The organism is Photobacterium kagoshimensis, from assembly GCF_050337045.1.
Lineage (GTDB): Bacteria > Pseudomonadota > Gammaproteobacteria > Enterobacterales > Vibrionaceae > Photobacterium > Photobacterium kagoshimensis.
This window is the reverse complement of record NZ_JAKJSO010000013.1, coordinates 1-13,204: the sequence shown is the minus strand read 5'-3', so window position 1 is coordinate 13,204 and position 13,204 is coordinate 1. Positions and strand designations below refer to the sequence as shown.

The window sequence follows — 13,204 nt, the reverse complement described above, 5'->3', positions numbered from 1 at the left end:
GATGGGAAGACGCTCAATAGAGATACATCGAGGCTTTAAAATAGCGTTAATTGCTTGGTTTTGCTTAATGTTACCAGCGAGTTTTGCTGAGCCACAGCTGTTTGTTGCAGCTGATAGCCATTTGGTGGAAAGTGTTGAAACTTTTTCGTTTCGATCGAGTCATGAACAGAAACGAGCGATGGAGTTGGCGAAAACCCTCCGTTGCCCACAATGCCAAAATCAAAACTTAATTGAATCGAACTCCCCCGTTGCGAAAGATCTCCGTTTGAGGGTTTATCAAATGGTCGATAAAGGAAAAACCGATCAAGAAATTATCGAGTTTATGACCAGTCGTTTTGGTGATTTTGTCTTGTATAAACCTAAGTTTGCCCCAAATACCTACGTGCTGTGGTTAGGACCATTGCTGCTTATTGTGCTCTTTGGATTGGGGATTTATCGTAGTTTTTCCCGTCAGACAAAGCCAAGGGTTAATCATGAGGCTGAGCGCTAGGCATAGTCGTAATAGCTTACTCAAAGAAAACCCGCATGATGGCGTTCATCATGCGGGTTTTTGGTTTAAGGCTTATTGTTATGCTTTGCGAGTTTGCCTAATTCGCTTAATAAGCCGCATTGAGTAGGGTTTCAATCGGATAAGCGGAAGAGACAACCAACTCATCTTGAATTTGCTGTGCATTGTGCAGTAGCACTTTCGCTTGCGCCACTTCTTGTGGTGATAGTGGCTGCTTAGAACTGATACGCTCGACCAGCATTAAGCCAAGTTCCGACACTTGCTGAACATGTTTTGCAACAGGTTTTACTTCTGCCAGTAAGTAGTTGCTGTCAATAATTGGCATCACTTTCGAGGTATTGTCGATCCACAATTGTAGCCTTGCAGTTAACTGGTTTTTTGCTTTGTTGTCGTTTGGATTAGCAGTAAATGCTTGAGCCAGTTTACCTAATTCGCGGATTTCCATGCTCTCAGGTGGTAGGGCATCAGCAAAACGATTTAATGGGTCAAAGCGGTCATAGTTTTCATACGTCGATTTTTCATGGTGGCGGTGGTAGTACTGTGCTTGTTCTACTGCTTGAGCTAACACCTGTAGAGGACGTACATCATGACCATTCGCGAGACGTTTCATTCCCATCAGAGCATTCCACTCTTGTTGCAAACCAACAGAAATTGTCGACCATTCGTTCATAGAGTGTAAGCGCTCATACATGCTGTCTTCATCGGTGATGCTTTCTGGCGACCATAGACGTTCTGCGATAGCGTACGAGCGAGGCCACATCCGTAAATCGAGCGTATCGTGCTTCACATTCTCGGCCCATAGGGTGACTTCACCACCAAGAATCAGATGTTCTTGTTCAGGTTGCAGTGCGACAGGGTGAGAGTTACTAGGTACTTCAGTTCCTTGCATATCAGATCCAGCGATTTGTTTGCCTGTCATGACGTAAGGGGCATTACCGACAATCATTTCGCCAGTCAGTTTACCGTCAACCAATGCCACACGAGGCATGGTTTTACCCATCCAAGAGTCCATCCAGAATGATGTCACACCCTTGGTGGTTTCAATATCAAAGACAGCACGACGTGAGCGACCTTTATAGTCGATAAAGCCGCGTTGACTGCCATCTTTTGCTGTAATAATAGTGAAGCTACCTGCGACAGCACTGCCACGTTTACGTGGTGCTTCAAACTGCCAAGTTTGCCAGGTTTCATCGCTATGGATCTGATCATCGACTTGTAATGGTTTCGGCATAGGGTCATTGCGATAGTGCATGCTGGTGGCTTGCGCTTGGTCGATGTAAAAACCCGTTGATAGAATACCTTGGTAACCATCGTTGGCTGATTCCCCCAGAGAGTCCTGACCCTGCCAAGACTGGATCACGATACTTTTAGGTAAGTTCGGGTGGTAGGTTTCATCCCAACCGATCATTTTACGATTATGTTTGCGTAGGATCTCTTCGACTTCTTGGTTGAAGAAAGCGTGCAGTTCTTTATCGTCTTTCAAGCCTTTTTCTTTCATAAAGGTTTGAACATGCTCACTTTCATTCCACTGTTTAGGGTTAACTTCATCCCCGCCGATATGGATATAGGCGTCAGGGAAAAGGGCTGCAACTTCACCTATGATGCTATCTATGAAGGCGTAAACCTCTGGTTTAGTTGGATCTAATAGTGGCTCGTGTACCCCCCATTTCCGCTCGATTTGGTAGTCTTTCTTCACCGTCATTAATTCAGGGTAAGCGGCAGCAATTGAAGATGCATGACCGGGTAAATCTACTTCAGGAATAACACGAATACCTAAGTTACTTGCGTACTGAACCACCTCTTTTATTTCAGCTTGAGTGTAGTACAGGCCATCAGAACCCTTTTGGTGAAGCTTCGGATAAGATGTCGATTCTAAACGCCAGCCTTGGTCATCGGTTAGGTGCCAGTGGAAGGTATTGAATTTAGCAGAGGCAATGCCATCAATTTGGCGCTTAACATCTTCCAATGGCATGAAGTGACGAGAAGTATCCAGCAGTGCGCCACGCCATGAGAAGCGAGGCTCATCTTCAATCACAACGGCAGGGACTTGTGCACCTTGAGGTGTGTTTTCAATCAATTGAAGGAAGGTTTCTATCCCATGCAAGGCGCCATATGGAGTGTTAGCTGCTAATACGGCTTGCTTGTTGGTGATGGTTAATTGGTAACTCTCATCTTCCTTCGCTTGTTGCACTTTGGTTGGCGCTGCATGCTTCACATCAATCACTAGCTGCGGTGTTTTGCTTGCGGCTTGGATAGGCGTGGTGAGGAAAAAACCTGTTTGGCGTTCAATACGGGCATTCAAACGATCAATGGCATTATTAAGGCGCTGAGATTTAAAGCCGATTAACTTAGCTGAAAAATCACGGTCGATAATCAAACCTTGGCTGTTATTCAATTCAACATGCTTAGGGTAGGGCATTAATTGAAGATCGGTATTAGGTTTTTCAGCCATAGCAGGGAACGCACTCAAAATAAGAGAAAGAGAGAATGCTAAAGGTTTTAACTTCATTTATTAGCCTCGATAATAATCGTAGATGAAACTGCTACTGGAACATAGAGGTAGTATTTCCTGTTTGAATAAACGCGCTACCTAAATGTTGTAAATTGCCGATTATATTAAGACTGAAGTTGTTGGTTATCAAACCACGGTACGATCGGAAGTAACATGATTATATTGTAGTATAATCAAGTACTTATAATATTTTAAGCTGTGTGCTCAATAAAAGTAACATTGAGATTTTCATGACTTGTGATCGCCTTCAATAATTATTTTTGGATGAAAACAAATGCCAGGTACGGCTGAATTTATTCGCGAGAATAAAGCGCTTATTAGCAAGGTATTTGTGATGCTCATCCCGAATTAGACAAAGCATTTACTTGAATAAAGCGTAGATATTACTCTCGGGAAATAAAGTGTGATGTTAGTGATGTTTTCGATATTAAAGCACGAATAAACCATGCTTAATCAATGAGCATGGTTTATTCAAATAAGGCGAGCATCTTATTTCAAAATATTCTGTATATTCTGTTTGTTGATAGGTATTTTATGGTACTTGATTAGAAGCAGGTTTCAATAACGCGTTCAACGATATAGTCCTCATCAGCGACACAAACATACTTCCATTTATCAAACGTCAGGCAAGGGTGTGAAGTTGAAAAGCCGATAATATCGCCAACTTGTAAGTCACAGCCTTCTTCGACTGTCATAAACATGTGTTGATCCATCACAGCGGTTGCCGTTAGCCCTTCAATAGCGTGCTTTTCACCGTTGCGGTAGACATGTTCAACAATGGGTAAGCCTGCATCAAAAGCCACATCACGCTTACCTAAACCAATAACGGCTTTGTTTGGCTCTGGGCGAGAAAGTACGTATGCCCATACTTCTAGCGCAGATTGCAAATCACCGCCTAATTCACAGGCATAGCCTTGATTGGTATTCGCACGCTTCATCACGTTATTTTGTGCATCTTGATAAATGCCAGTGTCATGGATGAGGTAGCAGCCAGGGCGAATAATCGGCGTAAGGTGCTGACATGCCGCAAAGCTTTCTGCTACAACGTCATACCATGCTGACCCTGCACCTGTAACAATTGGCGTTCCCTCAACCAGTGCGTTTTCTTTTAATGTTTCGACTAATTTAACTGTGGTCGCTAAGAAGTCACGAATAGCTTGCTCGGCATTATCACCGTGGATCACACCTTCGTATACTTCAATACCTGCAAGTTTAAGTGCTGGGCACTGTGCAATAAATTCAGCGAGTGCATGCACTTCTGTTTCCGTACGACAACCACAACGGCCACCTTCAACCCCAAATTCAATCAATACATGCAAGGTTTGATTGCGCGAAACGAAAAACTCATTGAGTTGCTGGGCGTTCGCCAGCGAGTCAACACAGCTGTAAATCGTGACATCGTGAGCATCCAATAAATTTGCCACCATCGCCATGTTGGCTTTACCCACCAACTGGTTGGCAATCATGATGTTGCGCGCGCCAGCTTCTACGGCCACTTCTGCATGTGGTGCACTTGCAATGGTGATCCCCCATGCGCCAGCATCAAGTTGTTGCTCGAAAAGTGCTGGTGACATAGTTGTTTTGCCATGAGGTGATAATTTCACATTGTGATGGTTGGCAAAGTGCTGCATCCATTGCTGATTATTGTCGATAGCACTTTGCTTAATCACGGCTGCAGGTAGGCTGATTTCTTCGTTAGTTAGCTGGTATTTGCCATCACTTTTTTCAGTTACCCAGACGCCTTTGGTGCCTTTTGGAAATTTTTTGTGATGGCTATCTTGGTATTTACTAACATGCTTTTTATTTGGGGTGTTCATTTATTATTCTCCTAACATGGCTCTCAAGTCTTGCTGTTAGTGGGCTTTGGTGTGTTGATAATATTTGCGATGTTAGAAAGTATCAAACATTGGATCAATTTTTGTGCTGTTTCTCACTGTTTGATGAGTGAGTGAACAATATTATTTGTGGTGTCGAGAGAAAGGTGAAAGCCGTGACCATCGAAGTCGATATAGTGTCGAGAATAACTGAATGCTTCCCGTTATTGCGTGAAGCAGAAAAGAAAGTAGCCAAGTTGGTAATGGACGATTTAGCGTCAGCCGCGAATGCCAGTATTACCCAACTTGCTGAAGAAGCGGGTGTCAGCGAAGCAACCATAACGCGTTTTGCTAAAGCTGTCGGTTGTAAAAATGTGCGTGACTTGAAAATGAAACTTGCGCAGTCACTGGCTATTGGTCAGCGCTTCATTCACGAAAGCCCTGAACAATCGGGTATCCAAGGGGTTTATGAGTCCATTAAAAATGTGATCAACATAAATCGTAAGGTGGTGAATGAACAAGACATTGCTAAATCTGTCGAGATTCTACAAAACGCACGTCAGATTTTAGCACTTGGGATGGGCGGTGGTTCAACCATGTTGTCGCAAGAATTACAGTTTCGTTTATTCCGGCTGGGCTACCCCATTACGGCTTATAACGATGGATTATTAGCGCGAATGGTGGCAGCCACAGCAGATAGCAACGATGTGATGGTAGTGATATCTGCAACGGGGTATACCCCAGAAGTGGTTGAGCCGGCAACGATTGCGAAGCAATACGGATTAAAGGTAATAGCCATTACAGCGGCAGAATCACCGCTAGCAGAAATCAGTGATGTCGTGTTGCCTGTGGTAACGCAAGAAACTGATTTTATATATAAACCTTCGGCTTCACGTTACGCCATGATGGCATTAATTGATGTGTTGTCAACGGAGTTAGCCTTGAGCCACAAGCGCCGTTCACGTGATCGATTACGTCGCTTGAAATTGGCATTAGATAGCCACCGCGGTGGGGTTGATCGCCAACCTTTAGGTGATTGAGCACAGTTTGATACGGTCGAACTGTGTGGATTCAAATGGATACCTGAGTGAATAGCTGAGGTGTCATGATTTAAGGAAGAAACATGCAGTTCGATATCGTATTTCGTAATGTGCAGGTGGTTGATGGAACCGCAGCGCAGGCTTACAACGCAGATGTTGCGATTAAAGATCAACGTATAGCGGCAATTGGTGATCTGGCGGGGTGCGAGACGGCAAAGATCATTGATGGTGAAGGGCGTGTACTTGCGCCAGGATTCATTGACGTGCATACGCACGATGATACTAATGTTATTCGCTACCCAGAGTGCTTGCCAAAGATCAGCCAAGGTGTGACCACTGTGATTGTGGGCAATTGCGGTATCAGTGCATCTCCTGCGGTATTGGCTGGCGACCCACCTGATCCTATGAACTTATTGGGTCAGCAACAAGATTTCAAATACCCATCATTTCAGACTTATGCCGATGCAGTACAAGCGGCACAACCCGCAGTGAATGTTGCTGCCTTAGTTGGCCATACCACATTGCGTAATAACGTAATGGATGAATTGCAACGCCCTGCGACAGCGTCTGAAATTACTCAAATGCAAACCACACTGCGAGACGCTATGGCGCAAGGCGCATTAGGTCTCAGCTCTGGTCTTGCTTATGCTTCTGCTAAATCTGCACCAACCGAAGAAGTGATGGCACTGGCTGAAGAGCTGGCGGCTTTCAAGGGTATTTATACCACCCATATGCGTACGGAATTCGAGCAAATACTAGAAGCCATGGATGAAGCGTTCCGCACCGGTAAACACGGTAAAGTGCCTGTTGTTATCTCTCACCTAAAATGTGCAGGTGCAGGTAACTGGGGACGAACCGTTGAAGTGCTGGATGCCATGGAAAAAACGGCAGCGCATCAAGATGTCGCCTGCGATTGTTACCCGTATTCAGCCAGTTCTTCCACGCTCGATCTTAAGCAGGTCAGCGATGAAATTGATATTTTCATTACTTGGTCAGAAACCTTGCCGCAACATGCAGGAAAGCTTTTGGCCGATATTGCGACTGAAATGGCCTTGCCATTATTAGATGCCGCCAAAGCACTGCAACCCGCTGGCGCTGTATACCACTGTATGGATGAAGCGGACGTCGAGCGAGTGCTGAAATACCGCTTAACCATGGTGGGCTCTGACGGTTTACCCAATGATCCGCATCCACATCCTCGTTTGTGGGGCACTTTCCCTAAAGTCTTGGGCTATTACAGCCGCGAGCGAAAGCTGTTTGATTTGCCTACAGCCGTTCACAAAATGACGGGGATGTCTGCTCAGCGTTATTGCTTAACCGATCGCGGCGTAATCCGTGAAGGCGCATATGCAGATTTAGTGCTGTTTGATGCGAACAAAATTCAAGATTTAGCGACATTCGATAATCCAATCCAAGCCGCCAAGGGCATAGAGGTTGTGATGGTGAATGGCGCAGTCAGTTACCAAAATGGTCAGGTGGGCAGCCACCGTCACGGCCGATTCCTTTATCGTCATCAGCGCTAATATCAGCCGCTGGGGCATCACTATTTTAATACTGAAAGTTGTAAAAACATTGGAGAATAATATGACTATTACACGTTACGGCATCGAGGGTGGTACAGGTACAGGTGGTCAACATTTACCGTTTGCACGTGCAACGCAAGCGGGTGGCTTCCTTTATGTGTCGGGCCAAACGCCAATGGTCGATGGAGAGGTGGTTGAAGGTGGTGTTGTTGAGCAATCTCGACTTGCGATCCAAAACTGCGTGAACATTATGGAAGAAGCGGGATATGGCCTTGAAGATGTGGTACATGTGAAGGTTGTACTGACAGACGCACGCTATTTCCAGTCGTTCAATAAAGTCTTTAAAGAGTTTTTTGGTGAACACCCACCTGCACGTATTTGCATGGTATGTGACCTAGTGGTTGATGTGAAAGTTGAAGTTGATGTGACATGTTACCGCGAAGATCGTCGCTAAGCATCAGTCACAGTTATACGTGAATATTGGGTACGGCTAATAATCGTAACCTTCACGGATAAGAGTAAAAAAAGGGCTGGCGAAGCACCAGCCCAATTAAAAATACTGATAAATCAGTATCTCATGGGGTAGTTGCAGCTATCCCCAAGCATTTTAGCAATGACGGATTATAAGAGGTGTAAGATGAACAGTACACTTTTTCTCACAGGTTTCGGCGTATATGTAGTCTTTTTAATCTGGTTAGGTTGGTTTGTTTCACGCAACCAAAAATCAGGTGAAGATTTCTTACTGGGCGGACGTGGACTACCACTATTTTTAGTTTTAGGAACAACTGTAGCGACTATGGTCGGTACAGGATCAAGCATGGGTGCGGTTGGCTTTGGTTACGCTAACGGCTGGGCCGGCGCCTTATATGGTATTGGCGGTGCATTAGGTATTTTGTTGTTGGCGAAGTGGTTTGCGCCAGTACGTATGCTTAACTTTATGACCATGAGTGAAGAGCTCGCTTACTACGTTGGTGCCAATAAAGTGGTCAAAAATGTTGTTGGCATTTTGATCTTCATTGCCTCTATCGGCTGGCTTGGCGCACACATCCTAGGTGGCGGTATGTACCTAGCGTGGATCGCCGATCTCGATATTAATACCGCGAAAATCATCATTGCTGCGGCCTTTACTATTTATGTTGTGATTGGTGGTTACACTGCTGTTGTTTGGACCGATACCATCCAAGCTATCATTTTATTTGTGGGCTTCATTCTAATGGCCGTTCTGTCTGTCGAACACATCGGTGGCCTTGATAATTTATATGCTGCCATGGACCCTGCGACCACGAGCTTCCTTGCAATAGAGAAGCTAGGCATTATCCCTGCGGTATCGCTTGCGATGGTGGTTGGGGTGGGTGTACTTGCAACACCGTCTTTCCGTCAGCGTATTTACTCAGGTAAAGATGTTTCAACGATTCGTCGCTCGTTTGTGATGTCTGGTGTCTTGTACCTGTTCTTCTCTATCATCCCGGCGGTTATCGGTATGGCTGCCCATGCAATTAACCCTGAACTTAACAATGCTAACTTTGCGTTCCCGTATGTTGCAGCAACAGTGTTACCTGTCGGTGTGGGTTTAGTGGTATTGATTGCAGGTTTATCTGCCACCATGTCGAGCGCCAGCTCAGATGCTATTGCTGGTGTTTCTATCCTCTTGCGCGACATTTATATTATGTTCACAGGTAAAGTGCCCGCGAAAGATAAGATGGTGGGCTACTCTCGCTTTGCACTCGTGATTGTCATCGGCTGTGCTTTATTATTCGCGCTAACCTCGAACGACATTATTAGCTACATCACTAAAATGATTTCAACTGTGATGTCGGGGATGTTTGTTTGCGGCATGTTAGGACGTTTCTGGAATCGTTATAACTGGCAGGGTGCATTAGCGACCTTAGCGGGTGCATCTCTTGCTTCATTTGCTGTGATGTTTAATGCGGACTGGTCGGCATTTTGGGGCAACCCATGTATCCCTTCAGTACTTACAGCGCTAGTGGCAGGTGTTGCGGTTAGCTTGGTCACGCCAGCAAATACGGTAACTAAAGAAGAAGCAAAAGCGATTCTGGATGCAGAGCGCAATGGGATGGAACAATCGGGTACAACAACGCCCGTCGGTAAACCAGCACTAGCGGAATAATATGCTAAAGCGGCAAGCGAATACATCGTTTGCCGCTGCGGAAAATTAACGCTTAACGACTACCCTTTTATTATTACTACAACCAAGCACAAAGGTGACAGTGTGAAAATTGCATTTTTTGGCGAGTGTATGGTGGAGCTGAGTGGCCAACCATTGCAGCGCACCTTTGGTGGCGACACCTTAAATACAGCGCTTTATTTGGCTCGCTTAGGTAAAAAGCGTGATATTAATGTGAGTTACGCAACAGCCTTGGGCGTTGATAATATCTCACAAGATATGTTGACCTCGTGGCAGGCAGAAAACATTAATACGGATTTAGTTCGCACGCTTGACGATAAACTGCCCGGTTTATATTTGGTTGAAACAGAGCCATGCGGTGAACGTCATTTTCACTATTGGCGCAACGACAGCGCGGCTAAATTCTATTTTTCAGAACAGGCCTGTTCACCGCTTGAAGTTGCAATTGAGAGCAAGCAAGTTGATGCGCTTTACATCAGTGGTATCAGCTTAGCGATTCTTTCTGAAGAAGCGAAAACAGTGCTGGTTACGCTACTAGATAAACATAAGCGTAATGGCGGTAAAGTCTTATTTGATAATAACTTCCGTCCACAATTATGGACAGAGAAACAAGCACAATATTGGTATGCTCAAATCCTTCCCTTCGTCGATATTGCCTTGATCACCGAAGACGATGATCAGCGTATCTGGGGAGAGAGTGATATCGTCGCTCGATGTAAGCAGTATGGTTGCCAAGAAGTGGTGATCAAGCGCGGTGCTGAGCCTTGTATGGTGGTTACCCAGTTACAAACTGATGTCGCGGAGACCTCATATATCGCAGCGAACAAAGTAGCGAAAGTGATTGATACTTGCGCAGCGGGTGACTCATTTGCAGCAGGGTACTTAGCCGCACGTTTAAGTGGCGAATCTGCTTCATCATCTGCAGAGTTAGGCCATCAACTTGCCTCTGTTGTTATTCAATACCCTGGTGCCATTATTCCACTTGAAGCAATGAAAGAAATTATTTAAGGAAGATAGATACATGTCTCAAGCTCTTATCGAACAATTAAAAGCCTTCAAAGTTATTCCAGTTATTCAAATTAACCATGTTGAGCAAGCGGTACCTTTAGCTAAAGTGTTAGTTGAAAATGGTTTACCCGTTGCGGAAGTGACGTTCCGTACAGATGCCGCAGCCGATGCCATCCGCGCGATGCGTGAAGCTTACCCGCAAATGTGTATTGGTGCTGGTACGGTACTGAATGCGGCGCAAGTCGATAAAGCCAAAGATGCTGGTGCTGAGTTTATTGTCGCGCCGGGCTTAAACCCAAATACAGTTCGCTACTGTCAGCAGCAAGGAGTTCCATTTGTACCTGGAATTAATAACCCAAGTCAGATTGAACAAGCGCTGGAGCTAGGGTTAACCTTCTTGAAATTCTTCCCTGCGGAAGCATCGGGCGGTATCAATATGGTGAAATCACTGTTAGCACCTTATGTTGATGTTTCTATCATGCCTACAGGTGGTATAGGTAAAGCGAACATTCGTGATTACTTAGCGGTTGACCGTGTGCTTTGCTGTGGTGGTACTTGGATGGTTGCACCTAAACTGATTGAAGCGGGTGATTGGGATGAAATTGGACGCTTGGTACGTGAAGCTGTTGAGCTCGTACAGGATTAATACGAGCATAATTGCGGACTCAACCCTATAAATTTAGAGCCACTGACGTTTATTGTTTCAGCTTCACTGCTGGCAATTGTGTCGGTGGCTTTTTCTTAGTTAAAAAGCACATTTATCAACATGGCCGGAAGCATTAAACTGAATATAGAGATTGCTTTGTAGTGGTTTTGACTTATCGAAATAGGCCAAACATCTACCGTTTTCGATGACGGTTTTATTTGCTTTACCTGCGCTAATAATGACATCGATCCCTTTTACTGCCTTGCTGATGGTTGAGGCATATGCTTCATCGTATTGGTTCAGTAATACGACTTTATTGATTGCACGTGTATACAGTTGATCGACCGAATGCCCAAGTAATGAAAGGTCTTCTGCTAAAGGGGCACTATTCGCTTGTGCGGTTTGCTTGATAAGGGAAAGGTAAGCAATTTTTTCACCTTTGACGTACTGAATATAAGCATCGGATCGCTGCTTGTCATTGTTGTAGGCGTAAACATGCGCACCGTATTGTTTTAAACCGAAGCTAACGTTGCTAGCAATAATAGACTGCTGTGGTTGTAGAGTGTGGCTGACTGAACGAATATTATCTTCGTTTAATACCAAGGCTGTTACGTACGAAAACGCAGGTGTGAGCAGTGGTTTGTCTGTGCGCTGATCAGAGTAAAAGCCAATGTGCTTTGCATTTCTAACCTGCGCTTGGTCGTAGGCTTGCTGTAAATGACGCTGTAGCCAACGCTCAGTGGCGGGATGCTGGTATTGCTTATTTATTAGCATTGAATCTGGCGCTTGCGTAATGAAACTGATCGCGACATCAACAGATTGATGCTGAGCAGGGGAGCAAGCCGATAAAAAAGTGGCAATAATGCTAATAAGTATGATTTGAGTACGTGGCATGTGCAAACTGGATGAAATGTGATCTATGTCGCTATTTTCCTGTATCTTGCTGAGTAATTCAAGTTTGCCGTTTAACCTTTTTCGGTGCTAATACTACTTCTTATTATTGTATTTGAGAGCTTTCGTTGCTTTTGAATGGCTTCTAGTGACTAAAAATGGCTTTTTATTCGATAAATTGTACATATATCAGACGACTAGATTTTTTTTATAGATTTTCTGTTGACTCAAACTCAGCAATCCGTAGAATGCATCCCATACCGCAACGGAGAGACAATCTCTAAGCGGTAAATCGAAAGAAGGCATGGCGCGTTGGCAGAGTGGCTATGCAGCGGATTGCAAATCCGTGGACCTCGGTTCGACTCCGGGACGCGCCTCCATTCGATTACTCTGCGACACTAGCTCAGCTGGTAGAGCGCAACCTTGCCAAGGTTGAGGTCACGAGTTCGAACCTCGTGTGTCGCTCCAAAATTTGCGATATTGATAGTTCTTCATTGAAGGTCAGTATCTAGATGGTGTTTAACTTTTCAGTTAGCGCATCGCAATAAAGAATTGCGTGCCCTGGTGGTGGAATTGGTAGACACAAGGGATTTAAAATCCCTCGACGTTCGCGTTGTGCCGGTTCAAGTCCGGCCCGGGGCACCATCGATTAAAGTCTGCATTTATGCAGCAACGCGACACTAGCTCAGCTGGTAGAGCGCAACCTTGCCAAGGTTGAGGTCACGAGTTCGAACCTCGTGTGTCGCTCCAAATAAAAAGCCTCGTCAGAAATGACGGGGCTTTTTACTRTCTGCGATTTATGGTGATATGTCTGYTGTCATGCGGTRCTCGCTCAGAGGATAGAGCGCAACCTTGCCAAGGTTGAGGTCACGCCAGCTCCTCGAAAATCGGGAACCTCGTGTGTCGCTCCAAGCTTTATACCCAAATACATAGCCTCGTCAGAAATGACGGGGCTTTTTACTATCTGAAATTTATGGTGATATGTCTGCTGTCATGCGGTACTCGCTCAGAGGATAGAGCGCAACCTTGCCAAGGTTGAGGTCACGCCAGCTCCTCGAAAATCGGGAACCTCGTGTGTCGCTCCAAGCTTTATACCCAAATACATAGCCTCGTCAG

At 45.1% G+C, this 13,204-nt stretch carries 10 protein-coding genes and 6 tRNA genes; 13 read left to right on the top strand and 3 right to left on the bottom strand.

The window, feature by feature from the left end:
- The first annotated feature begins 67 nt into the window (after positions 1-67).
- Positions 68-490, top strand: coding sequence for a heme lyase NrfEFG subunit NrfF (gene nrfF, locus L4C35_RS11025; protein WP_428462910.1), 423 nt, complete (start codon positions 68-70; stop codon positions 488-490).
- Positions 491-596: 106 nt separating this feature from the next.
- Here the strand turns inward: nrfF and L4C35_RS11020 are convergent, their stop codons facing one another.
- Positions 597-3,017 carry a beta-N-acetylhexosaminidase gene (locus tag L4C35_RS11020; protein WP_428462909.1) on the bottom strand — a complete coding sequence of 807 codons (2,421 nt, stop codon included), beginning with the start codon at positions 3,015-3,017 and terminating at the stop codon, positions 597-599.
- A gap of 548 nt (positions 3,018-3,565) precedes the next feature.
- On the bottom strand, positions 3,566-4,837 hold the full coding sequence (locus tag L4C35_RS11015) for an amino acid deaminase (RefSeq protein WP_428462908.1): 1,272 nt from the start codon (positions 4,835-4,837) through the stop codon (positions 3,566-3,568).
- Between the two features lie 173 nt (positions 4,838-5,010).
- On the opposite strand from L4C35_RS11015, the gene L4C35_RS11010 reads away from it, so the two are divergent.
- From L4C35_RS11010 to L4C35_RS10985, 6 genes are all read left to right on the top strand, one after another.
- A complete protein-coding gene (locus L4C35_RS11010; RefSeq protein WP_428462907.1) occupies positions 5,011-5,874 on the top strand; it encodes a MurR/RpiR family transcriptional regulator in 864 nt (287 codons plus the stop codon).
- Between the two features lie 83 nt (positions 5,875-5,957).
- Positions 5,958-7,397 (top strand): N-acyl-D-amino-acid deacylase family protein, encoded by a 1,440-nt coding sequence (locus L4C35_RS11005; protein WP_428462906.1) that lies wholly within the window; start codon positions 5,958-5,960, stop codon positions 7,395-7,397.
- Between the two features lie 61 nt (positions 7,398-7,458).
- Complete coding sequence (locus tag L4C35_RS11000) at positions 7,459-7,851, top strand: RidA family protein (RefSeq protein ID WP_048900770.1); 393 nt, start codon at positions 7,459-7,461, stop codon at positions 7,849-7,851.
- A 183-nt stretch (positions 7,852-8,034) separates the two neighbouring features.
- Positions 8,035-9,525, top strand: coding sequence for a sodium:solute symporter family protein (locus L4C35_RS10995; RefSeq protein ID WP_428462905.1), 1,491 nt, complete (start codon positions 8,035-8,037; stop codon positions 9,523-9,525).
- A gap of 129 nt (positions 9,526-9,654) precedes the next feature.
- Complete coding sequence (locus L4C35_RS10990; protein ID WP_428463115.1) at positions 9,655-10,551, top strand: sugar kinase; 897 nt, start codon at positions 9,655-9,657, stop codon at positions 10,549-10,551.
- 13 nt (positions 10,552-10,564) lie between these two features.
- Complete coding sequence (locus L4C35_RS10985) at positions 10,565-11,197, top strand: bifunctional 4-hydroxy-2-oxoglutarate aldolase/2-dehydro-3-deoxy-phosphogluconate aldolase (RefSeq protein WP_428462904.1); 633 nt, start codon at positions 10,565-10,567, stop codon at positions 11,195-11,197.
- A gap of 99 nt (positions 11,198-11,296) precedes the next feature.
- Here L4C35_RS10985 and L4C35_RS10980 read toward each other — a convergent pair whose 3' ends face one another.
- Complete coding sequence (locus tag L4C35_RS10980) at positions 11,297-12,091, bottom strand: hypothetical protein (protein ID WP_428462903.1); 795 nt, start codon at positions 12,089-12,091, stop codon at positions 11,297-11,299.
- Between the two features lie 303 nt (positions 12,092-12,394).
- On the opposite strand from L4C35_RS10980, the gene L4C35_RS10975 reads away from it, so the two are divergent.
- The 6 genes from L4C35_RS10975 (at position 12,395) to L4C35_RS10950 (ending at position 13,173) form a co-directional block, all read left to right on the top strand.
- Positions 12,395-12,468, top strand: a tRNA-Cys gene (locus L4C35_RS10975).
- 12 nt (positions 12,469-12,480) lie between these two features.
- Positions 12,481-12,556: transfer RNA gene (locus tag L4C35_RS10970), tRNA-Gly, on the top strand.
- A gap of 90 nt (positions 12,557-12,646) precedes the next feature.
- A tRNA-Leu gene (locus L4C35_RS10965) sits at positions 12,647-12,733 on the top strand.
- 29 nt (positions 12,734-12,762) lie between these two features.
- Positions 12,763-12,838, top strand: a tRNA-Gly gene (locus tag L4C35_RS10960).
- A gap of 71 nt (positions 12,839-12,909) precedes the next feature.
- Positions 12,910-12,999 (top strand) — tRNA-Gly (locus tag L4C35_RS10955).
- A gap of 84 nt (positions 13,000-13,083) precedes the next feature.
- Positions 13,084-13,173, top strand: a tRNA-Gly gene (locus L4C35_RS10950).
- Positions 13,174-13,204 lie beyond the last annotated feature (31 nt).